This window comes from Variovorax paradoxus (assembly GCF_902712855.1).
GTDB classification, from domain to species: Bacteria; Pseudomonadota; Gammaproteobacteria; order Burkholderiales; family Burkholderiaceae_C; genus Variovorax; species Variovorax paradoxus_Q.
Genome location: NZ_LR743507.1, coordinates 206,810 through 229,470, shown reverse-complemented (window position 1 = coordinate 229,470; position 22,661 = coordinate 206,810). Strand labels below are relative to the sequence as shown.

Here is a 22,661-nt window from a genome sequence, read left to right as displayed (position 1 = left end):
GTGGCAACTAACGCGGCAACGATCGCAAAAACAGGCAAGTTCGGCGACCTCCGCCGTCGGCTCGTCTTTTTGCTGCTCGCGCTCGTGGTCTATCGGATTGGCGCTCACATTCCTGTGCCGGGTATCAACCCGGACCAGCTGGCAGCGTTGTTCCAGGGCCAGCAGGGCGGCATTCTGAGCCTGTTCAACATGTTCTCGGGCGGTGCGCTGTCGCGCTTCACCGTGTTCGCGTTGGGGATCATGCCGTACATCTCGGCGTCGATCATCATGCAGCTGATGACCTACGTGCTTCCGACCTTCGAGCAATTGAAGAAGGAAGGCGAGGCCGGTCGCCGCAAGATCACGCAGTACACGCGCTACGGCGCGCTGGGCCTGGCACTGTTCCAGTCGTTCAGCATCGCAGTGGCGCTCGAATCGTCGGCCGGCCTGGTGATCTCGCCCGGTTTCGGCTTCCGCATCACTGCCATGGTGAGCCTGACGGCGGGTTCGATGTTCCTGATGTGGCTCGGCGAGCAGATCACCGAACGCGGCCTGGGCAACGGCATCTCGATCCTGATCTTTGCAGGTATCGCGGCTGGCCTGCCCAATGCCATCGGCGGCCTGGCTTCACTGGTGACGACCGGTGCGATGAATCCCATCGTGGCGCTTTTCATCATCGCAGTCGTGGTGTTGGTGACCTACTTCGTGGTGTTCGTGGAACGTGGCCAGCGCAAGATTCTCGTGAACTATGCACGGCGTCAGGTTGGCAACAAGGTCTACGGCGGTCAGTCGTCGCACCTGCCCCTGAAGCTGAACATGGCTGGCGTGATCCCGCCGATCTTCGCTTCGTCGATCATCCTTCTGCCCGCAACGGTGGTCGGCTGGTTCAGCACCGGTGACGGCGGTTTCCGCTGGATCAAGGACATTGCCGGCGCGCTGCGTCCGGGCGAGCCGATCTATGTGCTGCTGTACGCTGCCGCGATCGTTTTCTTCTGCTTCTTCTACACGGCCCTCGTGTTCAACAGCAAGGAAACGGCCGACAACCTGAAGAAGAGTGGTGCATTCATTCCTGGCATTCGCCCGGGTGACCAGACCGCTCGCTACATCGACAAGATTCTGGTTCGCCTGACATTGGCCGGCGCGGTGTACATCACCTTCGTCTGCCTGCTGCCAGAGTTCCTGATCCTGAAGTACAACGTGCCGTTCTACTTCGGTGGTACCTCCCTGCTGATCATCGTGGTCGTCACGATGGACTTCATGGCCCAGGTGCAAAACTACATGATGTCCCAGCAGTACGAATCGCTGCTGAAGAAGGCGAACTTCAAGACATCGTAGGGCTGTGTTTCAGTATTGAGTCCGGGCGGTAGACCGCCACGTTAAACAGTTTTAGGAGAATGAAATGAGAGTTTCGGCTTCGGTCAAAACCATCTGCCGTAATTGCAAGGTCATCCGCCGTAAAGGTGTGGTGCGTGTGATTTGCACCGACCCGCGCCACAAGCAGCGCCAAGGTTGATTGAAGAGTATTAGAGGACGCACATGGCACGTATTGCTGGCATCAACATCCCGCCGCACAAGCACGCTGAAATCGGCCTGACCGCCATCTTCGGCATCGGTCGCACGCGCGCCCGTCAGATCTGCGAAGCGAGCGGCATCGAGTATTCGAAGAAGATCAAGGATCTGACCGACGCCGATCTCGAGAAGATCCGCGACCAGATCGCCCTGTTCACGATCGAAGGCGACCTGCGTCGCGAGACGACGATGAACATCAAGCGTTTGATGGACATCGGCTGCTATCGCGGCTTCCGTCATCGTCGCGGCCTGCCGATGCGCGGCCAGCGCACGCGCACCAACGCCCGCACCCGCAAGGGTCCGCGCAAGGCTGCGCAGTCCCTGAAGAAATAAGGATAGAACAGCATGGCTAAAGCACCTGCAAACAACGCCGCACAGCGCGTTCGCAAGAAGGTTCGCAAGAACGTCGCGGACGGTATCGCCCACGTGCATGCCTCGTTCAACAACACCATCATCACGATCACCGATCGCCAGGGCAACGCCCTGTCGTGGGCTTCGTCGGGTGGCCAGGGCTTCAAGGGCTCGCGCAAGTCGACCCCGTTCGCTGCGCAGGTCGCTTCGGAAGTGGCCGGCCGTGCTGCTGTCGAACAAGGTATCAAGAACCTCGACGTCGAGATCAAGGGCCCCGGCCCCGGTCGCGAATCGTCGGTGCGCGCACTGGCTGCGCTCGGCATCCGGATCAATTCCATTGCCGACGTGACGCCCGTTCCGCACAACGGCTGCCGTCCCCAGAAGCGTCGCCGCATCTGATCGTCAGTCCGCAAGGCGCAGCCGGCTTTGGATAGCGGCTGCGCATTTGTTTTTTATCTAAGCCCACCGCCACTCGCGTCTCGCAAGTGGCTCCCGCAGGCAACTGCGGCAGATACACAAAGGAAAAATCGTGGCACGTTACCTCGGCCCCAAGGCCAAACTTTCCCGCCGTGAAGGCACCGACCTGTTCCTGAAGAGCGCTCGCCGTTCGATCCAGGACAAGGCCAAGTTCGACTCCAAGCCCGGCCAGCACGGTCGCACCTCGGGTCAGCGCACTTCCGACTACGGCCTGCAACTGCGCGAAAAGCAGAAGGTCAAGCGCATGTACGGCGTGCTGGAGAAGCAATTCCGCCGTTACTTCGAAGAAGCGGACCGTCGCCGTGGCAACACCGGCGCCAACCTGCTGTTCATCCTCGAATCGCGCCTGGACAACGTCGTCTATCGCATGGGCTTCGGCTCGACCCGCGCCGAAGCGCGCCAACTCGTGTCGCACAAGGCGATCACGGTGAACGGTCAGTCGGTCAACATCCCGTCGTACCTGGTCAAGACCGGCGACGTGATCGCCGTGCGCGACAAGTCGAAGAAGCAGAACCGCATCGTTGAAGCGCTGCAGCTCGCTCAACAAGTGGGTATTCCGGCATGGGTCGATGTGAACGCCGACAAGGCTGAAGGCACGTTCAAGAAGGTGCCCGATCGCGACGAATTCGCAGCCGACATCAACGAATCGCTGATCGTCGAACTGTATTCGCGTTGATTTTTTCTACCCGCACCCGTCCATCGGCGTGTGCGGGAGATTGTTATTGTTGTTCACGTTCCTGCTCCGCACTCTGCTGCGGATCAGGTGCTTCACCAGCCTTACCGGTGTAACGAGCCGGGGGTATTGAGAGGAAGTCTGCATGCAAACCACCCTGCTGAAACCCAAGACCATCCAGGTCGAGCAACTTGCCGCCAACAAGGCCAAGGTCACGCTCGAACCTTTCGAGCGCGGCTACGGCCATACGCTCGGCAACGCGCTGCGTCGCGTTCTGCTGTCGTCCATGGTGGGCTACTCGGCCACCGAAGTCACGATCGCTGGCGTTCTGCATGAGTACTCGTCGATCGACGGCGTGCAGGAAGATGTCGTCAACATCCTTCTGAACCTCAAGGGTGTGGTGTTCAAGCTCCACAACCGCGACGAAGTCACGCTGAGCCTGCGCAAGGACGGCGAAGGCCCGGTCCTCGCATCGGACATCCAGACGCCGCACGACGTCGAGATCATCAACCCCGATCATGTGATCGCGCACCTGTCGCAAGGCGGCAAGCTCGATATGCAGATCAAGGTCGAGAAGGGTCGCGGCTACGTGCCCGGCACGATGCGTCGCTACGCCGACGAGCCGACCAAGTCGATCGGCCGCATCGTTCTCGACGCGTCGTTCTCGCCGGTGAAGCGCGTGAGCTACACGGTCGAGAGCGCCCGTGTCGAGCAGCGTACCGACCTGGACAAGCTGCTGGTAGAGATCGAGACCAACGGGGCGATCACTGCCGAAGACGCCGTGCGCGCTTCGGCTAAAATCCTGGTCGAGCAGCTCGCCGTGTTTGCGCAGCTCGAAGGCGGCGAACTCGCTGCATTCGATGCACCCGCACCGCGCAGCGCACAGCAATTCGATCCGATCCTGCTGCGCCCTGTCGATGAACTCGAACTGACGGTGCGTTCGGCCAACTGCCTGAAGGCCGAGAACATCTACTACATCGGTGACCTGATCCAGCGCACCGAGAACGAACTGCTCAAGACGCCGAATCTGGGTCGCAAGTCGCTCAACGAAATCAAGGAAGTCCTTGCTTCGCGCGGCCTGACCTTGGGTATGAAGCTTGAAAGCTGGCCGCCGGCCGGTCTCGACAAGCGTTGATCTGAATTTGGCTCGGAAGAGTCAGTGCACCGGGCAGTACCTGATACGGCTGCCTGTTTTTATAAAGTAAAGGAAAAGCACCATGCGCCACGGACACGGACTCCGCAAACTCAATCGCACAAGCTCGCACCGCCTTGCGATGCTGCAGAACATGATGAACTCGCTCATCGAGCATGAAGTCATCAAGACCACGGTCCCCAAGGCCAAGGAACTGCGTCGCGTCATCGAACCGATGATCACGCTCGCCAAGAAGCCTACCGTCGCCAACAAGCGCCTGGCCTTCGATCGCCTGCGCAGCCGCGACAGCGTCGTGAAGCTGTTCGGTGAACTCGGCCCGCGTTTCGCAGCGCGTCCGGGTGGCTACACCCGCATCCTGAAGATGGGTTTCCGCGTGGGCGACAACGCTCCGATGGCGCTCGTCGAACTGGTGGACCGTCCTGAAATTAAAGAAGACGCAGCCGAGCAAAACGCTGCGGAATAAGCTATAATTCCATCTTGCCGCGCGATGGAGCAGCCTGGTAGCTCGTTGGGCTCATAACCCAAAGGTCGCAAGTTCAAATCTTGCTCGCGCAACCAATTTAAAAGGCCCTTTGAAATTCAAAGGGCCTTTTTTCTTGGCAAATTTTTGAATTGAAAAGCTCTCGCACGAGGGCTTTTTCTTATCCGCTGACCATTGCCCCCAGTGGCCGGCGCAGCAATCCGGAGGTTTGCCCTTCGGAACTGCCGATCGATGACCAAGTTGGTAGTCGCAACTTGTATCGATGCCCTTCAATCGCGCCACGCGGAGCAGCGGATCACACTGCAGAAGTTGCCACGGTGGAAGTGCGGCTCCTTGTCGGCGATCACGTCGGCCTTGACGTTGCCGAACGTCGTATCCGGCTTGCGACGGATGCCTTCGTAGAAGGCCTGGATGATCTTTTCCTTGAAGTTTCCGGTGCGCGGATGGGCATGCACGACCGCCGTGCGCTCGGCTTCGCTGTACGCCTCGTAGTTGAGCCCCAGGACGTCCATCTCGACGCCGGCAGTCACCAGCGCAACCACTGGGTGCATGTGCTGCGGGATGCCCGGCGTCGTGTGCAGCGCGATGGCGGTCCACACGAGGTCTACGTCCCGCTGCGAGATTCCCTTGCTGCGCAGGAAGTCGCGCGCCACGTTCGCGCCGTCGACTTCGAAGCGCTCGACGGCGCTGCTGTGCTTCTCCACCAATCCCATGTCGTGGAACATCGCGCCGGCGTACAGCAGTTCGGGGTCAAAGGTCAGCCCGCGGCGCTTGCCGGCCAGCGCGCCGAAGTAATAAACGCGGCTCGAGTGGTGGAACAGCAGAGGCGGCGCGGTGTCCTTCACCACTTCGGTGATCTCGCGGGCGAGCTTGCTGTCGGGGATCTGCACCCCGCCGATGTCGGTGGTCCTCAAAGTCATGTGGGTTCTCCAGTGGGTGTGGATCCAACTTTAGGACGGCGCTACATTGGCTCGAATCGCCTCATTGCGGCGAATTCAGACATTTCGCCGTTCCAAGAGACACAGGAGCATCCATGCGCAGCACGAAGACCATCGCAATCCTCGCCATGCCGGGCGTTCAGCTTCTCGACGTCTCGGGCCCGCTCGACGTGTTCGCCGAAGCCAACGTGCAAGCCCGAGCGCACGCCTACCGCATGCGGGTCATCGCGAGCCATCCTGGTGCCATCTGCAGCTCGTCCGGCGTTCGACTGATGCCCGACGCCGTCGTCGGCGACGAAATGGATGAGCCTGTCCACACCTTGCTCGTGGCAGGTACTCCGCACGCTGCGAGCACCGTGTCCCACCTCGACGTGCTCACCTGGCTGCGCGAGCGCGCACCGAAGGTACGTCGCTTCGGTTCGGTGTGCAGCGGCGCATTCGTGCTCGCGCAGGCGGGCTTGCTCAACGGCCGGCGCGTGACCACGCACTGGGCCGTAGCCGAACAGCTCGCGCGCGAATTTCCCTCGGTGATCGTCGATGCCGACGCCATCCATGTGCGCGATGGCCGGTTGCGCACCGCTGCGGGGGTCACGGCAGGCCTCGACCTTGCGCTGGCTCTGGTCGAGGAAGACATGGGCAGGGACATTGCCATGAAGGTCGCAGCCCAGCTCGTGATGTTCTTCAAGCGGCCCGGAGGCCAGATGCAGTTCAGCCGCAAGGGCGAGGCCGTGCCCTCGGGTCGTTCGGCCCTGCAGGAGGTCCAGCGCTGGGTGGCTGCCAACCCCGGCTCGGACCACAGCGTCGCCACCCTGGCAGCGCGCATCGGTCTCAGCGAGCGTCATTTCGCGCGCCTGTTCAAGCAGGAGGTAGGCGTCACGCCGGCGGCCTGGGTGGAAGACATTCGCGTGGCGGCCGCACGCCGTTTGCTCGAAGCCGGCGATGCCGTGCCGAAGCAGGTGGCCTTCGAATGCGGCTTCGCCGATGCCGACACGCTGCGACGCGCGTTCCAGCGACAGGTTGGCATCACGCCTGCGGAATACCGCAAGCGATTCGCACGCGCCATCGCCTGAAGTGCGATGGCGGTGCGCGGGACGGCGTCAGTCCGGGATGACCGCCGTCACCTCGATCTCGACCTTTGCGCGGTGCTCGACCAGTGCTGCCACCTGCACGCAGGTCATCGCCGGAAAGTTGCGCCCCATCGCTTCGCGATAGACCGGCCCGAGCTCGGAAAGACGGCGGGTGTATTCATCGCGGTCCGTCACATACCAGGTCATGCGCACCATGTGCTCGGGGCCTGCGCCGCCGGCCCGCAGCACCTCGACGATGTTGCGCAGGGCCAGGCCGCACTGTGCGATGAAGTCATCCGACTCGAACTGCTGCTGCGCGTTCCAGCCGATCTGCCCGCCGACGAACAGCATCGTGCCGCGCGCGGCCACGCCGTTCGCATAGCCTTTGGGAGGCCGCCAGCCTTCGGGCTGAAGAAGTTTGTTGATCATGGTGTGTTGTTGAGTTGTCTCAGTTTGAATCGCTGCAGCTTGCCGGTTTCGGTGCGCGGCAGCGTCGGCACGAATTCGATCTCGCGCGGATACTTGAACGGCGCGATCGTCGCCTTCACGTGGTCCTGCAGCACCTTGACGAGCGCTGCATCGCCTTCATGGCCGGGCTTGAGCACGCAGAAGGCCTTCACGATCATGCCGCGATCGTTGTCGGGCTTGCCGATCACGCCGCATTCGGCCACGGCCGGGTGCTTGAGCAGCGCGTCTTCGACTTCTGGGCCGCCGACGTTGTAGCCGGCCGTGATGATCATGTCGTCGGCGCGTGCCTGATAGAAGAAGTAACCGTCGTCGTCCTGCACGAACGAGTCACCGGGATAGTTCCAGCCGTTCTTGACGTAGTCGACCTGGCGCGCGTCGTCGAGATAGCGGCAACCCACCGGGCCTTGCAGCGCGAGCTTGCCCACCGTGCCGTGCGGCACTTCGTTGCCTTCGCTGTCGACCACCTTCGCGGTGAAGCCGGGCACCGCCTTGCCGACCGCACCGCGGCGCACGTCGCTGCCCGCTGCCGAGATGTAGATGTGGAACACCTCGGTGCCGCCGATGCCGTCGAGCATCTCGATGCCGGTGGCTTCCTTCCACAGCTGGCGCGTGGCGTCGGGCAATGCTTCGCCGGCGCTCACGCTGATGCGCAGGCTGGGCATGCCGTGCTGCTTCACGAAAGGCGCCATCTGCCGGTAGAACGTCGGCGCCGTGTAGCAGATGGTCGCACCCACCTCGTTGATGAGCTTCACGAGCCCCTCGGGCGAGAAAGGCGCGTCGGGAAAATAGACCGAGGCGCCGGCGTACATCGGGAACACCAGCAGCCCGCCAAGGCCGAAGGTGAACGCCAGCGGCGGCGAGCCCACCACGATGTCGTCGCTGCGCGCTCGCAGCACGTGGCGCGGCCATGTCTCGCACATGGCGAGCACGTCACGGTGCGTGGTCACCGGCGCCTTCGGCTTGCCCGTGGTGCCAGAGGTGAATGCGAGCAGCGCGACGTCATCCGAAGCCGTGGGGCAGGCCTTGAACACGCCGCTCTTGAACGCCGCGCGCGCGGACAGCGAGTCGGGCGCATCGGGCTTGTTGAAGGCGACCACGGTGGCGAGCACCGGGTGCTCGCGCTGTGCCGTCACGAGTTCGTCGAGCAGGCGCCCGTCGCACAATGCAGCCACAGGCTGCGCCTTCTCGATGATGTCGCCGAGCTCCTTCGAACGCAGCAGCGGCATCGTTGCCACGGCGATCAGGCCGGCCTTCACCACCGCCAGCCACGACAGCGCCATCGCCACCGAGTTGCCGCCGCGCAGCAGCACGCGATTGCCCGGTAAGAGCCCGAGGTCCTCCGTGAGGACCTGCGCGATGCGGTTGACCTCGAGCGCCGCCTGTGCGTACGTCAGCGTGCCCTGCGGCGAGCGCAGCATCGGCTTGTCGCCGAAGCCCTTGGCCGCTGCCTTGTCGAGCAGTTCCTCGACCAGGTTCAACTGGTCGGGCAACTGCAGCTCGGGCAGCTCATAGCGAAAGACGGGCAGCTGCGCAGCAGGCGGCAGGCGGTCGTGAACGAAGCGGTCGACTTGGGCAGACACGGTATTTATCCCCGTAGAACGGATTTGCCAATGATCAGTTGTTGAACCTCCGTCGCGCCTTCGTAGATGCGCAGCGAGCGGATGTCGCGGTAGAGGCTTTCAATCTTCGTGCCAACCTTCACGCCGAGTCCGCCGTGCATCTGCAGCGCCATGTCGATCACGCGGCTCGCGTTCTCGGTGGCGCACATCTTGGCCATGGCCGCTGCCGCCGACACGTCGCCGACCGCGGGTGCCCCGCGCCGTTCAGCGTCGTCGCGCATCCAGGCCGCACGGTAGGTGAGCAATGCGGCGCTATCAATCAGCGCGGCCATTTCGCCGAGCTTGGCCTGCGTGAGCTGGAAGTCCGCGAGCGTCTGGCCGAACATGCGTCGGTTCTTGGCGTGCGAGATGGCCTCCGCCAGCGCGCGCCGTCCCATGCCCAGTGCGGCCCCGGCCACCGATGCACGGAAGATGTCGAGCGTGCGCATCGCGAGCTTGAAGCCGCCGTTGAGATCGCCCAGTTGCGCAGTGCGCGGCACGACGCAGTTCTCGAAGCGCAACGTGGCCAGCGGATGCGGCGCCATCACGTCGATGTGCGCAGAGGTGTCGAGGCCCGGCGTCGTTGCATCGACGATGAAGGCGGTGATGCCGCGCGTGCCGCCCGCCGGCTCGGTCTTCGCGAAGACGCAGTAGAAGTCGGCGATGCCGCCGTTGCTGATCCAGGTCTTCTCGCCGTTGAGCTTCCAGCCGTCGGCCGTTACTTCGGCGCGCATCGCCATCGCGCCCACATCGGAGCCGGCTTCGGGTTCGCTCAATGCAAAAGCCGCAATCTTGCTGCCCTTGCCAACGGCCGTCAGGTAGCTCGAATGCTGTTCGGGCGTACCCGCGAGCGTGATCGCGCCACTGCCCAGGCCCTGCATCGCGAACGCGAAGTCGGCGAGCGGCGAATGAAAGGCCAGCGTCTCGCGCAGCAGCACGAGCGCGCGCGAGTCGAGGCGCTCGAGCGCGCCGCCCGACGTGCCCGGCACGGCATAGCGCAGCCAACCACCGGAGCCCAGCCGCTGCACCCAGTCGCGGCAGGCTGCACGGTCGTCGCGTTCGTCGATCTCCTGGGATGCCACCCAGGGCAACAGGCCTTCGGCCAGTTGATGGTGCGCCGCGTCGAAGAACGGCAGCGCGAGATGCGTGGTCGATGGCGCAGCGGGGGCCTTGGTCATCATGGTTTCAGTCCCCACCGAACACGGGTTTCTTCTTGGCCGCGAAGGCTTCGTATGCGCGCCTGAAGTCCTCGGTCTGCATGCAGATCGCCTGCGCCTGCGCCTCGGACTCGATGGCCTGGTCGATGGTCATCGACCATTCCTGCGCGAGCATGGTCTTGGTCATGCCGTGCGCGAACGTCGGGCCTTCGGCGAGGTCGCGTGCAACCTTGGTTGCAGCCTCGAGCAATGCATCGCTTTCGTGCAGCGCGTTGAAGAAACCCCAGGCGTGGCCTTCCTGTGCGGTCATGGCGCGGCCGGTGAACAGCAGTTCCGACGCGCGGCCCTGGCCGATCACGCGCGGCAGCAGTGCGCAGGCGCCCATGTCCGCACCGGCAAGGCCCACGCGCGTGAACAGGAAGGCGGTGCGCGTGGCGGGCGAGCCGTAGCGCAGGTCGCAGGCCAGCGCGATCATCGCGCCGGCACCGGCGCACACGCCGTCGATGGCGCCGACGATGGGTTGCGGGCAGGCACGGATGGCCTTCACCAGCTCGCCGGTCATGCGCGTGAACTCCAGCAGCTCGGGCATGCGCATGCCGGTCAGCGGGCCGATGATCTCGTGCACGTCGCCGCCAGAGCAGAAGTTGCCGCCCGCGCCGGTGATCACGATCACCTTCACGTCGGTCGCGTAGTTCAGCGCGCGGAACAGGTCGCGCAGCTCGGCGTACGAGTCGAAGGTGAGCGGGTTCTTGCGCTCCGGCCGGTTCAGCGTGATGGTGCCGATGCCGTTGTCATAACTCCATGCAAAGTGCTCGGCCTTGTACGCAGCCTTCGCTTCGAATTGCGCGCGCATGGGATTGCCTGCGCCGATGTAGTGCTTCATTCGGTCTCCGCCATCGATTGGTTGTGTGAGTGTTGCTTGACCTTGCCGAGCAGCTTGTGCAGCTGCGCGATCTCCTTGCCGGTGAGGCCCGCGAAGGCCCCGACGATCCAGTCTTCGTGCTGTTGCGCCATGTCGTTGAAGACCTTTCGCCCACGCGGCGTGAGGCGCACGCGCCATGCACGCCGGTCGCCCTCGACGTTGATGCGCTCGACCAGGCCTTCGGTCACGAGCTGGTCGGTGATGCCGGTGACGTTGCCGCCGGTCACCATCATGCGGCGCGAGAGCTCGTTCATCTTGAGCCCGTCGGGCGAGCGCTCGAGCTGCGACATCAGGTCGAAGCGCGGCAGCGTGGTCGCGAACTGCGAGCGCAACTCGTTGCGCACCTGCTTCTCGATCAGCTGGGTGCAGGTGAGCAGCCGCAGCCAGAGCCGCAGCGCCTCGGGGTGCTCGCTGTGCGCGCGCGCTTCGAGATCCATGTCAGTGCGTCTCCTCGTCGCCCTGCGCAGCGATTGCCGCGGTGGCCGCCGCTGCCATCTGCTGCTGCTTGGCGATCTCGCGGTACATCTGGTCGCGCCCGCTCAGGTATTGCTTGGGCCATTCGATGTCGCGGCTCTGCAGCTTGGCCGCTTCGTGCAGCGTCCAGGCCGGGTCGGCCAGGTGCGGGCGCGCGATGGCGCACAGGTCGGCTCGGCCTGCCGCGATGATGCTGTTGGCCTGGTCCGCGTCGGTGATGGCGCCCACCGCGATGGTCGCGATGCCGATCTCGTTGCGGATGCGGTCGGAGAACGGCGTCTGGTACATGCGCCCGTACACCGGCTTGGCAGCGCGCGTGGTCTGGCCCGACGACACGTCGATGAAATCGGCGCCGGCTTCCTTGAAGAGCCGCGCGGTGACCACCGCGTCGGCGTCGGTGTTGCCGCCGGGCGCCCAGTCGTGGGCGGAGATGCGCACGCTCATGGGCTTGTCTGCGGGCCACACGGCGCGCATGGCGCGGAACACCTCGAGTGGATATCGGCAGCGCGCCTCGATGTCGCCGCCGTATTCGTCGGTTCGCAAGTTGGTGAGCGGACTGATGAAGGCCGACAGCAAGTAGCCGTGCGCGCAGTGCAGCTCGAGCCAATCGAAGCCGCATTCGACGGCGCGGCGCGTCGAGTCGACGAACTGGTCGCGCAGCGTGTCCATCTCGGCACGCGTGATGGCGGCGGGCAGCTGGTTCTGTTCGCCGTACGACACCGCGCTTGCGCCCAGCAGCGGCCAGTTGCCGCTTTCCAGCGGCTCGTCGGTGCCTTCCCAACCCACGCGGGTGGAACCCTTGGGGCCGCTGTGGCCGAGCTGCATCGCGATCTTCGCGCTCGACTGCGTGTGCACGAAGTCGACGATGCGCTTGAACGCGGCCTGCTGCGCGTCGTTGTACAGGCCCGTGCAGGCTGGCGTGATGCGGCCTTCGGGCGTCGGGCTGGTCATTTCGACGAACACCATCGCTGCGCCGCCAAGTGCGCGTGCACCGAGATGCACCAGCAGGAAGTCCTGCGGCACGCCGTCGACGGCGCTGTAGGTTGCCATCGGCGAGACCAGGATGCGGTTCTTCAGCGTGAGCCCGCGCACCTTGTAGGGCATGAGCATCGGTGCCATCGCCTTGCCGCCGGCCAGCCACTGCTCGTAGCCGCCGAGCCATTGCGTGTCGCGCACGCGCAGGTTCTCGTGGCTGATGCGCTGCGAACGCGTAAGCAGCGAGTAGGCGAACTGCTCGATCTGCATGCCGGTGTAGCGCGGCACGTTCTCGAACCATTCGGTGGAGTTGCGTGCGGCATTCTGGATCTTCAGCACCTCGACGCTGCGGCGTGCCTCATAGCCTTCGAGCACATGGTCGACGGTGCCGCCCTGTGCGAACTCGTTGGCGAGATCGATGGCGTCTTCGAGCGCGAGCTTGGTGCCGGAGCCGATCGAGAAGTGCGCGGTATGGGCCGCATCGCCCATGAGCACCACGGGCACCGAGCGGCCTTCGACGTCGATGCGGTGCGTCCAGCGTTCGCACACCACGCGCGGAAAGCGGATCCAGTTGGCCGAGCCGCGCAGGTGCGTGGCGTTGCTGATCAGCGAATGGCCGCCCAGGTACTTGGAGAACAGCTTCTCGCAGAAGGCGATGGCCTCGGGCTGTTCCATCTGGTCGAGGCCGTGGGCCTTCCACACGGCCTCGGGCGTCTCGACGATGAAGGTCGAGGTCTTGTCGTCGAACTGGTAGGCGTGCGCCTGGAACCAGCCGTGTTCGGTCTGTTCGAAGGCGAACGTGAACGCGTCGAAGGTCTGGTGCGTGCCCAGCCACACGAAGCGGCAGTTGCGCAGGTCGATGTCGGGCTTGAACACGTCGGCATAGCGTTGGCGGATGCGGCTGTTCAGTCCGTCGCTGGCGATGACCAGGTCGGCGTTGTATTTGGCGGCAATGGCCTGGTCGTCGGTGGCGTCGGTCTCGAACACCAGCTCGACGCCGAGTTCGAGGCAGCGCTCCTGCAGGATGTTGAGCAGCCGCTTGCGGCCGATGCCGCAGAAGCCATGGCCGCCCGAGCGCACCTGGCGGCCCTTGAAGAACACCTGGATGTCGTCCCAGTGATGGAACTCGTTGCCGATAAGTGCGGCTGTGGGCGCGTCGGCGGCGCGCAGGTTGCCCAGCGTCTGGTCGCTCAGCACCACGCCCCAGCCGAAGGTGTCGAAAGGTCGGTTGCGCTCCACCACGGTGATCTGCAACGAAGGGTTGCGCGCCTTCATCAACAGGGCGAAGTACAGGCCGGCAGGCCCGCCGCCGATGCAAAGGATGCGTTGGAGGTCCGAGGCCGGAGCGGGTGAGGTCTTGCCGAGGCTGTTCATGGTTGAATAGTTTAGGCATAAACGATTTGCTGTCAATGCCGGTCCATACCCACGGGGGCGGCGCGCCTTCTTCCGGCTTTCTCCGACGCGAGTAGTCATGCAGGAATTCGCAAAAATCAATACCATGGCCCCATGCAAAACTTGATACCCAAGATCGAGTCGCAGCTGGCTTCGCTGCCTGTCCCCATCGCGCTGGAATTGCCGGATGGCCGGCGCGTAGCCCAGGCGGGGGCCCGCGTCACGCTGGCCTTCAAGGAATGGACGGTGCTCGCCAAGCTTGCGGCCCGGCAGGTGGGTGCCATCGGCGAGGCCTACGTCGAAGGCAAGGTGCAGATCGAAGGCGCCATGCGCGACCTGATCGACGCCACGGTGGGCATGCTGCCGGGCAATCCGGCCGAGACCGACACCAGCTGGTGGAGCCGCCTCCAGCACCGCGCCAAGTCGCGCGGCTCGCATTCGATGCGCAAGGACGCCGCACAGATCGAGTTCCACTACGACGTCTCCGACGACTTCTACGCGCTGTGGCTCGACGCGCGCCGCGTGTACTCGTGCGCCTACTTCCGCACGCCCGAGCTGACGCTGGCGCAGGCGCAGGAAGCCAAGCTCGACCACATCTGCCGCAAGCTGATGCTGCAGCCGGGCGAGCGCTATCTGGACATCGGCTCCGGCTGGGGCGGCCTGCTGCTGTGGGCGGCCGAGCACTACGGCGTGGACGCGACCGGCATCACGCTGTCGCGCAACCAGCACGCGCACGTGCAGCGGCTGATCGAGGAGAAGGGCCTGCAGGGGCGGGTGCGCGTCGAGCTGCTCGACTACCGCCAGCTGCCCGACACCCAGCCCTTCGACAAGATCTCATCGGTGGGCATGTTCGAGCACGTGGGTGCGGCCAACATGCCGACCTACTTCCGGAAGATCCACACGCTGCTCAAGCCCGGCGGGCTCGTGCTCAACCACGGCATCACCTCGGGCGAGCTCAACTACCGCCAGCTGGGTGCCGGCATGGGCGACTTCATCGAGAAGTACATCTTCCCCGGCGGCGAGCTGCTCCACGTGACGCACGTGCTGCGCGAGACCGCGGCGGCCGGGCTGGAGATGGTGGACACCGAGAGCCTGCGGCCGCACTACGCGCGCACGCTCTGGGCGTGGTCCGACGCACTCGAGGCGCAACTCGACACCGCGCGCGAGTTACTGCAGCGCAGCGGCGGGCGCCAGGCAGAAAACGCGGAGCGCATCCTGCGTGCCTACCGCCTCTACCTGGCGGGTTCGGCCATGAGTTTCGAGCAGGGATGGATCTCCTTGCACCAGATGTTGTCGACAAAGCCTGACGGCAATGTAGGGCGCGCGGGCGTCTTGCGGGGCGCGCAATCGGTGTACCCTTTTGCCCGTGACTACATCTACAAGTGAGTGAACACACCATGCTCTATCGATTCCAGTCCCGTGCCTCCCCCGACTTCGTGATGCTCGAAGTGCATGCGCGCCAGTTGCTCGACATCGTCGGCAAGTCCGTTGCGCCGCAAGGCATCATCACGGTCGAGCAGATTCCCGGTGCCATCTCGGCGCTCGAGGGCGCGCTGGCGCGCGAGGGTGCCAACGCCCACAACCATGACGACTACGCCGTCGAAGGCCATGCCAACGACGCCGAGAAGCAGCATGTCGGACTGCACCAGCGTGCAGCGCCCTTGCTTCACATGCTCAAGGACTCCCTCGCCGAGAGCAAGGACGTGACCTGGAAGACCTGAGACCCAGGGTCTTCTTTTCAAGAGGCGCCGCAGAACCAACTCTGCCGCGCCGCACGCGGCGAAGCCCCGAGGGTCGAACCTGACCCGAAGGCCTTCTGTTCGAGAGGCGCCGCGAAACCGGCTCTGCCGGGCCGCAGGCGCCGCCCCCTGCAAGGGGGAAGGAGAAGCGACACGAAGTGCGCGAAGCCTGGGGGTCAGTCCACCTTCGCGCCGGAGTCCTTGACCACCTTGGCCCATTTCACATGCTCGCTCGCAATGAGCTTCGTGAAGTCGGCCGGCGAATTCCCGCTGGGCAGCGCGCCCTGCGCGAGCATCTTCTCCTTGATGGCCGGCGTGCCCAGCGACTTGGCCACTTCCTGCTGAATCCGGTTCACGATCTCGGGCGAGGTGCCCGCCGGCGCCAGCAACCCGAACCACGAACTCGCCTCGAAGCCCTTGAGCGTCGGGCCTCCCACTTCGGCCACGGTCGGAATGTCGGGCAGCGCAGGCGAACGCTGCGCGCTCGTCACGGCCAGCGCCGTGAGCTTGCCGGCCTTGATCTGCGCCATCGACGAGGGCAGGTTGTCGAACATCACGTCGGCATTGCCGCCCACCATGTCCAGCAGCGCCGGGCCCGATCCCTTGTACGGGATGTGCGCCATGAACGTTCCCGTCATGCTCTTGAACAGCTCGCCCGCCAGGTGGATCGAGGTGCCGCTGCCGCTGGACGCCATGTTCAGCTTGCCGGGGTTGGCCTTGGCGTACTTGATGAAGTCCTGCACGTTGTGGATGTTCAGCGCCTTCGCCTTGTCGGTATTCATTTCCATCACGTTGGGCACGGCAGCCACCAGCGTGATCGGAACGAAGTCCTTGATCGGGTCGAAGGGCAGCTTCGGATACAGCGCGCGGTTGATGCCGTGCGTGCCGACCGTGCCCATGAGCAGCGTATAGCCGTCGTTCGGCGCGCGCGCCACCAGCTCGGCGCCCACGTTGCCGCCCGCGCCCGCACGGTTGTCGACGATGAACTGCTGGCCGAAGGCCTTGGAAAGCTCGGGCGCCACGGCGCGCGCCAGGATGTCGGTGGTGCCGCCGGCCGCGAACGGCACGACGATGCGCACCGGCTTGGTGGGCCAGGTGCCCTGGGCCCATGCGGGCGCGGCCATCAGGGTGACGGCGGCGGTGACCGAAGCGGCAAGAACGGTCCGGCGGCCCGTCCGGAAGGAAGAGGAAATGAAAGAAGTCATGCGCGAGTTTGTACAGGCGCGCGCCGTGGGCGTCGCGGGTGAAAACCCCGTGAGCCCGCCTGACCCTCAGGCGACCTGCATCCGCTGCGCGAACTTCTCGTCGCGAAAGCGTTCGAGCACGAAGTCGATGAACACCCGCGTCTTCGGCGGCAGCAGCTTCTTGCTCGGGTAGTAGAGCCACACCGCACCGTTGTCCTGGTACCAGTCGGGCAGCAACCGCACCAGCTCGCCGCTGCGCAGCCCGCGCTCCACGAAAGGCATCGGCAGCATCGCCACGCCCAGCCCCATCAGCGCCGCGTGGGCGATGGCTTCCGGGTCGTTGAAGATTGCGCGCGGGCGCGGCAGGTCGACCGTGGCTTCCGCTTCGCCTGGAGTGCCGCCTGACCTGGCTCTCGTGCGCCGCAGCGTCCAGCTGCGCAGCCTTCCTGTGGGCGACGAGCGGCGCACCAGCGCGTCGAGCATCGCCAAGTCCGACGGCTGCCGTGGCGCCTCGCGTCCCGCCATGTATGCCGGCGACGCCACCGCCACCACATGGATGCGCGCCAACTCGCGCGCCACCAGCCCGGCCGACAGCTCGAAGCCGCCGCCGATGGCCGCGTCGAAGCCCTCGCCGACCAGGTCGACCTGCTGGTTGTCGAAGTGCCAGTCCGGAACAATGGCCGGGTAGCGCACCAGGAAGTCGCCCATCATCGGCAGCACGTGCTCGCGCCCGAAGGCCTGGCCCATGCTCACCTTGAGCGTGCCGGCGGGCTGGCCGTCGTCCTTGTCGATGCCGGCCACCGCCTCCTGCAGCGTCGCCAGCGCGCCGCCGACCTGGGCCAGGAAACGCTCGCCGCCCTCGGTCAGCGTGAGCCGGCGCGTGCTGCGCTGGAACAGCCGCACGCCGAGCCGCGCCTCCAGCCGCGCCACGTTCTTGCTGACGGCCGCCGGCGTCAGGCCCAGGCGCCGGGCGGCAACGGAGAAGCTGCCGCCTTCCGCGCTCTGCACGAAGGATTCGAGGTGATTGAGCGGTTCCATGGCTGCATTTTCAACCAGGAGTTGAATTTGATTGCCCTGATTCATGGCTACCGCGAACGCAATCGGAAGCCCAAACTCGAGGCCTCAACACACCACTTCCAGGAAAAATCATGGCTTCCACCTCTGTTTCTTCTGCTTCTTCCACTCCCGTCCTGACCGGCAAGGTCGCCTTCGTCACCGGCGGCTCGCGCGGCATCGGCGCGGCCATCGTGCGCCGCCTGGTGCGCGACGGCGCCGCGGTCGCCTTCAGCTACAGCAATTCCCAGCCGGTCGCCGAGGAACTGGCGCGCAGCATCGAGGCCGAAGGCGGCCGCGCGCTCGCGCTGAAGATCGACAGCGCCGACGCCGATGCGCTCAAGGCCGGCATCGACCAGGCCGCGAAGCATTTCGGCGGTCGCATCGACATCCTGGTCAACAGCGCCGGCGTGCTGCACCTCGGCCCGGTCGACCAGTTCTCGCTGGCCGACTTCGACCGCACCATCGCCGTCAACGTGCGCGCCGTGTTCGTGGCGATCCAGGCCGCGCTGGCGCACATGGGCACGGGCGGGCGCATCGTGAACATCGGCAGCACCAATGCCGAGCGCATGCCGTTCGCGGGCGGCAGCGTCTATGCGATGAGCAAGTCGGCGCTGACCGGACTGGTGCAAGGTCTGGCGCGCGACCTCGGCCCGCGCGGCATCACGGTCAACAACGTGCAGCCCGGCCCGGTCGACACCGACATGAACCCCGCCAACGGCCCGATGGCCGCCACGATGCACAGCTTCATGGCCCTCGACCGCCATGGCCACGCCGACGAGATCGCCGGCATGGTCGCCTACCTCGCCAGTCCCGAAGCGGCATTCGTGACCGGCGCCGGGCTCAACATCGACGGCGGCTTCGCGGCCTGAGCGTCCGCAAGGCTGGCCGACAGGTGCTCGGCCAGCGCGCGGGCGGCGGGCTTCGCGGCCCGGCCGGCCGGAAACACGGCGTGGAGTTCGACCGGCGCCAGGCGCCAGCCCTCGAGCACCCGCGCGAGCGCACCGCGCTCCAGTTCGGCCCGGCAGCCGAGGATGGCGGTCGCGGCGATGCCCAGGCCCGCGACAGCCGCGGCGACAGCGCCTTCGTTGACCGAGACGCCGAGCTTGCCGTCGACCCTGACGGACGCAGTGCGCCCCTCCCGCTCGAAGCTCCAGTTCATGCCGCTCGGCCCCGCGATCACCGCGTGTGCGGCCAGGTCGCCCGGCGAGACCGGCACGCCGGCTCGCGCCAGGTAGGACGGCGAGGCGACCAGCACCCGTTCGAATGCACAGAGCCGGCGCGCGGTGGCGCTCGAATCGGGCATGGCGCCGAAACGCAACGCCACGTCGGCACCTTCGCTCACCAGGTCCTGGTAATGGTCGCTCATGAGCAGTTCGATGCGCAAAGCGGGATGCCGGGCCATGAAGGCCGGCAACCGCGGTATCGCCTCGCGCACCGCGAAGCTCGAGGACATCGCGACGCGCAGCATGCCGCGCAGCTCGCCGGTGCCGCGCGCGGCGTAGTCTGCCTCTTCCAGCGCCGCGAGGATCGGCTCGATGCGCGCGAGATAGTCAGCCCCGGCTTCCGTCAGCGTGAGCGCGCGGGTGGTGCGCATCAGCAGGCCGGCGCCCACCTCCTTCTCCAGCGCGGCGATCACGCGCGAGACGGAAGGCTGCGACATCCCGAGTTCGCGCCCGGCACGCGAAAAGCTGCCAGCGCGGGCCACGCGCGAGAAAAGCTTCAGGGCGGTGAGGCGATCGGTCATGCGGGCAAATTCATGCAATTCATGGATGGATGTTAGTCAAAGCGACCGGCTACCGCACCTGATGCGAATGAAAGACAGTGAGGCCACGGCGCCACTCCGGTGCCGAACCCACAGGAGATCCACCATGTCGTTGCCCGAAAAACTCGCTGCCTTCCGCGCCAACTTCGAAGCTGGCGGCCCACCGTGGAACGCGCCCGCGTTCATCCACGAACCCATGCACCGCGCCACCGACGAACTCATTGCTTCCGGCGCCGCCGGCCGCGCGCTGAAGGCCGGCGACATGGCGCCCGCATTCACGCTGCACGACGCCGACGGCCGCGCGTGGTCTTCCACCGGATTGCTCGCCAAGGGGCCGCTGGTGCTGACCTTCTATCGCGGCGTCTGGTGCCCGTACTGCAACCTGGACCTGCAGGCGCTGCAGGAAGCCCTGCCCGGGCTGGAGGCGCTCGGCGCCCAGCTGGTGGCGGTGTCGCCGCAGACAGCGTCGAACAGCCGCAAGTCGGCGCGCGACAACAAGCTCGCGTTCCCGATCCTGTCGGACACCGGCAACGAAGTGGCAGCGGCCTTCGGCCTGCGCTTCGAGCTGCCCGGCTACCTGCGCGATCTCTACCGCGACGTGTTCAGGAACGACCTGGCTGTCGTCAACGGAGAGCCGAGCTGGACCCTGCCGATGCCCGCGCGCTACGTGATCGCGACCGACGGCACCATCGCCTACGCAGAGGTGAACCCCGACTACACGAACCGGCCCGATCCGTCGGAACTGCTGCCGGTTCTGCAAGGGCTGCAGCAGCGCTGCGTCGCCGCATGACGATGCCTGGCGAGACTCAGGGCTGGCCGGACACCGATCGGATCAGCTTGTCGAGCGTGGCGTCGAGCTGCGCCAGTTCGCCGGCCTCGACGCCGGCGAACAGCGCGGCCTCGCGTTCCCGCCCGAGTGCACCGACCGATTCGTGCAGCGCCTTGCCGGCGGCGGTGAGGTAGAGCCGGCTGCAGCGCTGGTCGGTCGGATCGCCGTGGCGCTGCACGCGCTTGTGCCGCCGGAGGCCGGCCAGCGCGCGGCTCACGGCCATCTTGTCGAGGCCGGTCTGGTCGGCCACCTGCCTGGCATTGAGCCCCGGCTGCGCACCGAGCACTGCCATGGTCCGCCATTCGTTCAGCGTGAGCTGGTGCTCGCGGCCGACGCGCTCGTGAAAAGGCCGCGCCGTGAGGTTGACCACCCGCACCAGCTTGAAGAAGAGCGGGTCCATGCGGTGGCGAAGGCTTTGACGGCTGGCGGCTCAGCCCGCCAGTTTCTTCGCCGCGGCAACGATGGCCTCCACCCCCACGCGCGACTGCGCTTCCAGCACGGGTGCGTAGCCCACCGGAATGCGCGGCGCGCCCAACCGCGCCACGCGGCAGCCGGTGGCCTCCGCCGCGCTGGCGGCGATCTCCGCACCGAAGCCCGCGGCCTGCACCGCCTCGTGCACGACCAGCAGGCGGCCGGTGCGCGCGCACGACGCCAGCACCGTCTCGCGGTCCCACGGCCACAGCGTTCGCAGGTCGATCAGGTCGACCGCGATGCCCCGGGCCGCCAGTGAATCGCAGGCGGCGGCGCAGGCCTGCATCTGCCGGCTCCAGCTCACGAGCGTGAGCGCGTTGCCCTCGCGCACGCGCGCTGCCTTGCCCAGCGGCACGGCGATGTCTTCGTCGACCTCTGCGCGCACACCCCACAGCGTCTTGTGCTCGATGTAGACCACCGGGTCGCCGCACTGCAGGGCCGCGCGCAGCAGGCCGTGGTTGTCCTGCGGTGTCGACGGGCACACCACCACCACGCCCGGCAGGTGCGCGAACCACGCCTCGAGCGACTGCGAATGCTGCGCCGCCGAGGCATCCCAGATGCCGCCCGGCATGCGCGCCACCAGCGGCACGCGGCCCTGGCCGCCGAACATGAAGCGGTTCTTGGCGGCCTGGTTCACCAGCTCGTCCATGCCGCACAGCGCGAAGTCGACCACGCGCATCTCGACCACCGGCCGCAGGCCCGCGAGCGCCATGCCCACGCCGGCGCCCATGATCGCGGCCTCGCTGATCGGCGTGTCGATCACACGCGCGTCGCCGAAGTGCTGCTGCAGCCCCTTGTACTGGCCGAAGATGCCGCCGCGGCCCACGTCCTCGCCGAGCACCACCACGCGCGGGTCGGCTTCCATTTCGCGCTGCAGCGCGAGCACGGCGGCCTCGGCGTAGCTCAGTTCCGTCTTCAGCGCCATTGCCCGGCTCCGGTGGTCTGCACGTCGGTGAAGGCGGCCTCGGCCTCGGGCCAGGGCGCCGCGTCGGCGATGGCAAGCGCCGTGTCGACCTCGTCGCGCGCCGCGTTCTCGATGGCATCGAGCGATGCGGCCGCAATGCCCATCGACAGCAGGCGGTCGCGCGCCCGCGCGATCGGGTCGGTCTCCAGTGCGGCCGCGAGTTCGGCCGGATCGCGGTAGGCCGCGAGGTCGACCGACACATGGCCCTTCACGCGGTACGTCAGCGCGTGCAGCAGGCGCGGCCCGCCGCCGGCACGCACCTCGGCGACCAGCGTCCGCGCTGCCTGGTGCACCGCGAACACGTCGTTGCCATCGACTTGGGTGGCCGCGATGTCGAGGGCTTCGGCGCGCGCCGAGGCGCCGTCACCGGCCGTCATCGGTCCGCTGGCGGTGGTGGCGCTCCAGCGGTTGTCCTCGCAGACGAAGAGCACGGGCAACCGGTACACGCGCGCCCAGTTCAGCGATTCGAGAAAGGGGCCGCGGTTGATCGCGCCATCGCCGAAGAAGCAGACGGTGATGTCGTCGCGCGTCTTCAGCAGCTTCTGCGCATGCGCCGCGCCGACGGCGATCGGCAGCCCTGCCGCCACCACGCCGTTGGCGCCGAGCATGCCGACCGAGAAATCGGCGATGTGCATCGAACCGCCCTTGCCGCCGTTGAAGCCCGTGGCCTTGCCGAACAGCTCGCACATCATCCGCGTCAGGTCGGCGCCCTTGGCCAGCGTGTGGCCGTGGCCGCGATGGGTGGAGGTGAGGTAGTCGCTCGCGCGCAGATGGGCGCAGACGCCGGCCGGCACCGCCTCCTGCCCGGTGGACAGGTGCAGCGGTCCGCGCACCCTGGCGGCGCCCGCGGCCTGCTGGCCATAGGCGCTCACGCCACCCTGGCTGGCCGTCTCGGCGGCATTCTCGAACGCGCGGATGCGCACCATGACGCGGTACAGCGCCTCGGCGGCACCGCTGGTTGTGCTCGGGTCCATCTTGTCTC

General features: G+C 66.1%; 25 protein-coding genes and 1 tRNA gene. 13 read left to right on the top strand and 13 right to left on the bottom strand.

Going from position 1 to position 22,661, the window contains the following annotated elements; all coding sequences use genetic code 11:
- The 8 genes from secY to AACL56_RS01060 all read left to right on the top strand — a co-directional run bounded on the left by secY (position 1) and on the right by AACL56_RS01060 (position 4,760).
- Positions 1-1,314, top strand: coding sequence for a preprotein translocase subunit SecY (secY, locus tag AACL56_RS01095; protein ID WP_339088000.1), 1,314 nt, complete (start codon positions 1-3; stop codon positions 1,312-1,314).
- A 64-nt stretch (positions 1,315-1,378) separates the two neighbouring features.
- Positions 1,379-1,492 (top strand): 50S ribosomal protein L36, encoded by a 114-nt coding sequence (rpmJ, locus tag AACL56_RS01090; protein ID WP_013544106.1) that lies wholly within the window; start codon positions 1,379-1,381, stop codon positions 1,490-1,492.
- Positions 1,493-1,515: 23 nt separating this feature from the next.
- Positions 1,516-1,881 (top strand): 30S ribosomal protein S13, encoded by a 366-nt coding sequence (gene rpsM / locus AACL56_RS01085; RefSeq protein WP_013544105.1) that lies wholly within the window; start codon positions 1,516-1,518, stop codon positions 1,879-1,881.
- A 12-nt stretch (positions 1,882-1,893) separates the two neighbouring features.
- The gene (gene rpsK / locus AACL56_RS01080) at positions 1,894-2,298 is read left to right on the top strand and encodes a 30S ribosomal protein S11 (protein WP_009124825.1); all 405 of its coding nucleotides are present in this window, start codon (positions 1,894-1,896) and stop codon (positions 2,296-2,298) included.
- A 130-nt stretch (positions 2,299-2,428) separates the two neighbouring features.
- Complete coding sequence (gene rpsD, locus AACL56_RS01075; RefSeq protein WP_009124826.1) at positions 2,429-3,052, top strand: 30S ribosomal protein S4; 624 nt, start codon at positions 2,429-2,431, stop codon at positions 3,050-3,052.
- 142 nt (positions 3,053-3,194) lie between these two features.
- Positions 3,195-4,184: a DNA-directed RNA polymerase subunit alpha gene (locus AACL56_RS01070; protein ID WP_009124827.1), complete on the top strand. Its 990-nt coding sequence runs from the start codon at positions 3,195-3,197 to the stop codon at positions 4,182-4,184.
- Between the two features lie 82 nt (positions 4,185-4,266).
- Positions 4,267-4,665: a 50S ribosomal protein L17 gene (gene rplQ, locus AACL56_RS01065; RefSeq protein WP_176665146.1), complete on the top strand. Its 399-nt coding sequence runs from the start codon at positions 4,267-4,269 to the stop codon at positions 4,663-4,665.
- 18 nt (positions 4,666-4,683) lie between these two features.
- Positions 4,684-4,760 (top strand) — tRNA-Met (locus AACL56_RS01060).
- A 192-nt stretch (positions 4,761-4,952) separates the two neighbouring features.
- On the opposite strand, the gene AACL56_RS01055 is transcribed toward AACL56_RS01060, so the two are convergent.
- Positions 4,953-5,603, bottom strand: a complete 651-nt coding sequence (locus AACL56_RS01055; RefSeq protein WP_339087999.1) for an HD domain-containing protein — start codon at positions 5,601-5,603, stop codon at positions 4,953-4,955.
- Positions 5,604-5,716: 113 nt separating this feature from the next.
- Between AACL56_RS01055 and AACL56_RS01050 the strand changes: the two genes are divergently transcribed.
- A complete protein-coding gene (locus tag AACL56_RS01050; protein WP_339087998.1) occupies positions 5,717-6,691 on the top strand; it encodes a GlxA family transcriptional regulator in 975 nt (324 codons plus the stop codon).
- 27 nt (positions 6,692-6,718) lie between these two features.
- On the opposite strand, the gene AACL56_RS01045 is transcribed toward AACL56_RS01050, so the two are convergent.
- Genes AACL56_RS01045 through AACL56_RS01020 form a run of 6 tightly spaced genes read right to left on the bottom strand, consistent with a single transcriptional unit; the run spans position 6,719 to position 13,656 of the window.
- Positions 6,719-7,117, bottom strand: coding sequence for a RidA family protein (locus tag AACL56_RS01045; RefSeq protein ID WP_339087997.1), 399 nt, complete (start codon positions 7,115-7,117; stop codon positions 6,719-6,721).
- Positions 7,114-8,736 (bottom strand): AMP-binding protein, encoded by a 1,623-nt coding sequence (locus AACL56_RS01040; protein WP_339087996.1) that lies wholly within the window; start codon positions 8,734-8,736, stop codon positions 7,114-7,116. The genes AACL56_RS01045 and AACL56_RS01040 overlap by 4 nt, the downstream gene beginning before the upstream one ends.
- A gap of 5 nt (positions 8,737-8,741) precedes the next feature.
- Positions 8,742-9,935, bottom strand: a complete 1,194-nt coding sequence (locus tag AACL56_RS01035) for an acyl-CoA dehydrogenase family protein (protein WP_339087995.1) — start codon at positions 9,933-9,935, stop codon at positions 8,742-8,744.
- A 4-nt stretch (positions 9,936-9,939) separates the two neighbouring features.
- Positions 9,940-10,794: an enoyl-CoA hydratase family protein gene (locus AACL56_RS01030; RefSeq protein ID WP_339087994.1), complete on the bottom strand. Its 855-nt coding sequence runs from the start codon at positions 10,792-10,794 to the stop codon at positions 9,940-9,942.
- Complete coding sequence (locus tag AACL56_RS01025) at positions 10,791-11,270, bottom strand: MarR family winged helix-turn-helix transcriptional regulator (RefSeq protein WP_339087993.1); 480 nt, start codon at positions 11,268-11,270, stop codon at positions 10,791-10,793. Before AACL56_RS01025 ends, AACL56_RS01030 begins: the two co-directional genes overlap by 4 nt.
- A 1-nt stretch (position 11,271) precedes the next feature.
- Positions 11,272-13,656, bottom strand: coding sequence for a bifunctional salicylyl-CoA 5-hydroxylase/oxidoreductase (locus AACL56_RS01020; protein WP_339087992.1), 2,385 nt, complete (start codon positions 13,654-13,656; stop codon positions 11,272-11,274).
- A 132-nt stretch (positions 13,657-13,788) separates the two neighbouring features.
- Here AACL56_RS01020 and AACL56_RS01015 point away from each other — a divergent pair, with 132 nt between their 5' ends.
- Entirely contained in the window at positions 13,789-15,060 is a 1,272-nt protein-coding gene (locus AACL56_RS01015; protein WP_339087991.1) for an SAM-dependent methyltransferase, read from the top strand.
- Positions 15,061-15,071: 11 nt separating this feature from the next.
- Positions 15,072-15,395, top strand: a complete 324-nt coding sequence (locus AACL56_RS01010; protein ID WP_339087990.1) for a DUF1840 domain-containing protein — start codon at positions 15,072-15,074, stop codon at positions 15,393-15,395.
- A 194-nt stretch (positions 15,396-15,589) separates the two neighbouring features.
- On the opposite strand, the gene AACL56_RS01005 is transcribed toward AACL56_RS01010, so the two are convergent.
- Together AACL56_RS01005 and AACL56_RS01000 are read right to left on the bottom strand one after the other, a co-directional pair.
- Entirely contained in the window at positions 15,590-16,618 is a 1,029-nt protein-coding gene (locus AACL56_RS01005) for a tripartite tricarboxylate transporter substrate binding protein (RefSeq protein ID WP_339087989.1), read from the bottom strand.
- A gap of 66 nt (positions 16,619-16,684) precedes the next feature.
- Positions 16,685-17,635 carry a LysR family transcriptional regulator gene (locus AACL56_RS01000; protein WP_339087988.1) on the bottom strand — a complete coding sequence of 317 codons (951 nt, stop codon included), beginning with the start codon at positions 17,633-17,635 and terminating at the stop codon, positions 16,685-16,687.
- 110 nt (positions 17,636-17,745) lie between these two features.
- Between AACL56_RS01000 and AACL56_RS00995 the strand changes: the two genes are divergently transcribed.
- The gene (locus AACL56_RS00995; protein ID WP_339087987.1) at positions 17,746-18,522 is read left to right on the top strand and encodes an SDR family oxidoreductase; all 777 of its coding nucleotides are present in this window, start codon (positions 17,746-17,748) and stop codon (positions 18,520-18,522) included.
- Here AACL56_RS00995 and AACL56_RS00990 read toward each other — a convergent pair.
- Complete coding sequence (locus AACL56_RS00990) at positions 18,450-19,397, bottom strand: LysR family transcriptional regulator (protein ID WP_339087986.1); 948 nt, start codon at positions 19,395-19,397, stop codon at positions 18,450-18,452. The two genes, AACL56_RS00995 and AACL56_RS00990, sit on opposite strands and share 73 nt — an antisense overlap.
- Positions 19,398-19,521: 124 nt before the next feature.
- Between AACL56_RS00990 and AACL56_RS00985 the strand changes: the two genes are divergently transcribed.
- Positions 19,522-20,205: a peroxiredoxin-like family protein gene (locus AACL56_RS00985; RefSeq protein WP_339087985.1), complete on the top strand. Its 684-nt coding sequence runs from the start codon at positions 19,522-19,524 to the stop codon at positions 20,203-20,205.
- Between the two features lie 16 nt (positions 20,206-20,221).
- On the opposite strand, the gene AACL56_RS00980 is transcribed toward AACL56_RS00985, so the two are convergent.
- Genes AACL56_RS00980 through AACL56_RS00970 form a run of 3 tightly spaced genes read right to left on the bottom strand, consistent with a single transcriptional unit; the run spans position 20,222 to position 22,653 of the window.
- Positions 20,222-20,644 (bottom strand): MarR family winged helix-turn-helix transcriptional regulator, encoded by a 423-nt coding sequence (locus tag AACL56_RS00980; RefSeq protein WP_339087984.1) that lies wholly within the window; start codon positions 20,642-20,644, stop codon positions 20,222-20,224.
- 30 nt (positions 20,645-20,674) lie between these two features.
- A complete protein-coding gene (locus tag AACL56_RS00975; protein WP_339087983.1) occupies positions 20,675-21,640 on the bottom strand; it encodes an alpha-ketoacid dehydrogenase subunit beta in 966 nt (321 codons plus the stop codon).
- A complete protein-coding gene (locus AACL56_RS00970; RefSeq protein ID WP_339087982.1) occupies positions 21,631-22,653 on the bottom strand; it encodes a thiamine pyrophosphate-dependent dehydrogenase E1 component subunit alpha in 1,023 nt (340 codons plus the stop codon). Before AACL56_RS00970 ends, AACL56_RS00975 begins: the two co-directional genes overlap by 10 nt.
- Positions 22,654-22,661: the final 8 nt, after the last annotated feature.

Coding starts and splice junctions, on each gene's coding strand:
- rpmJ (WP_013544106.1), top strand. CDS start 1,379: ATGAGAGTTTCGGCTTCGGTCAAAACCATCTGCCGTAATTGCAAGGTC.
- rpsM (WP_013544105.1), top strand. CDS start 1,516: ATGGCACGTATTGCTGGCATCAACATCCCGCCGCACAAGCACGCTGAA.
- rpsK (WP_009124825.1), top strand. CDS start 1,894: ATGGCTAAAGCACCTGCAAACAACGCCGCACAGCGCGTTCGCAAGAAG.
- AACL56_RS01070 (WP_009124827.1), top strand. CDS start 3,195: ATGCAAACCACCCTGCTGAAACCCAAGACCATCCAGGTCGAGCAACTT.
- rplQ (WP_176665146.1), top strand. CDS start 4,267: ATGCGCCACGGACACGGACTCCGCAAACTCAATCGCACAAGCTCGCAC.
- AACL56_RS01055 (WP_339087999.1), bottom strand. CDS start 5,603: ATGACTTTGAGGACCACCGACATCGGCGGGGTGCAGATCCCCGACAGC.
- AACL56_RS01050 (WP_339087998.1), top strand. CDS start 5,717: ATGCGCAGCACGAAGACCATCGCAATCCTCGCCATGCCGGGCGTTCAG.
- AACL56_RS01045 (WP_339087997.1), bottom strand. CDS start 7,117: ATGATCAACAAACTTCTTCAGCCCGAAGGCTGGCGGCCTCCCAAAGGC.
- AACL56_RS01035 (WP_339087995.1), bottom strand. CDS start 9,935: ATGATGACCAAGGCCCCCGCTGCGCCATCGACCACGCATCTCGCGCTG.
- AACL56_RS01030 (WP_339087994.1), bottom strand. CDS start 10,794: ATGAAGCACTACATCGGCGCAGGCAATCCCATGCGCGCGCAATTCGAA.
- AACL56_RS01025 (WP_339087993.1), bottom strand. CDS start 11,270: ATGGATCTCGAAGCGCGCGCGCACAGCGAGCACCCCGAGGCGCTGCGG.
- AACL56_RS01020 (WP_339087992.1), bottom strand. CDS start 13,656: ATGAACAGCCTCGGCAAGACCTCACCCGCTCCGGCCTCGGACCTCCAA.
- AACL56_RS01015 (WP_339087991.1), top strand. CDS start 13,789: ATGCAAAACTTGATACCCAAGATCGAGTCGCAGCTGGCTTCGCTGCCT.
- AACL56_RS01010 (WP_339087990.1), top strand. CDS start 15,072: ATGCTCTATCGATTCCAGTCCCGTGCCTCCCCCGACTTCGTGATGCTC.
- AACL56_RS01005 (WP_339087989.1), bottom strand. CDS start 16,618: ATGACTTCTTTCATTTCCTCTTCCTTCCGGACGGGCCGCCGGACCGTT.
- AACL56_RS01000 (WP_339087988.1), bottom strand. CDS start 17,635: ATGGAACCGCTCAATCACCTCGAATCCTTCGTGCAGAGCGCGGAAGGC.
- AACL56_RS00995 (WP_339087987.1), top strand. CDS start 17,746: ATGGCTTCCACCTCTGTTTCTTCTGCTTCTTCCACTCCCGTCCTGACC.
- AACL56_RS00990 (WP_339087986.1), bottom strand. CDS start 19,397: ATGACCGATCGCCTCACCGCCCTGAAGCTTTTCTCGCGCGTGGCCCGC.
- AACL56_RS00985 (WP_339087985.1), top strand. CDS start 19,522: ATGTCGTTGCCCGAAAAACTCGCTGCCTTCCGCGCCAACTTCGAAGCT.
- AACL56_RS00980 (WP_339087984.1), bottom strand. CDS start 20,644: ATGGACCCGCTCTTCTTCAAGCTGGTGCGGGTGGTCAACCTCACGGCG.
- AACL56_RS00975 (WP_339087983.1), bottom strand. CDS start 21,640: ATGGCGCTGAAGACGGAACTGAGCTACGCCGAGGCCGCCGTGCTCGCG.
- AACL56_RS00970 (WP_339087982.1), bottom strand. CDS start 22,653: ATGGACCCGAGCACAACCAGCGGTGCCGCCGAGGCGCTGTACCGCGTC.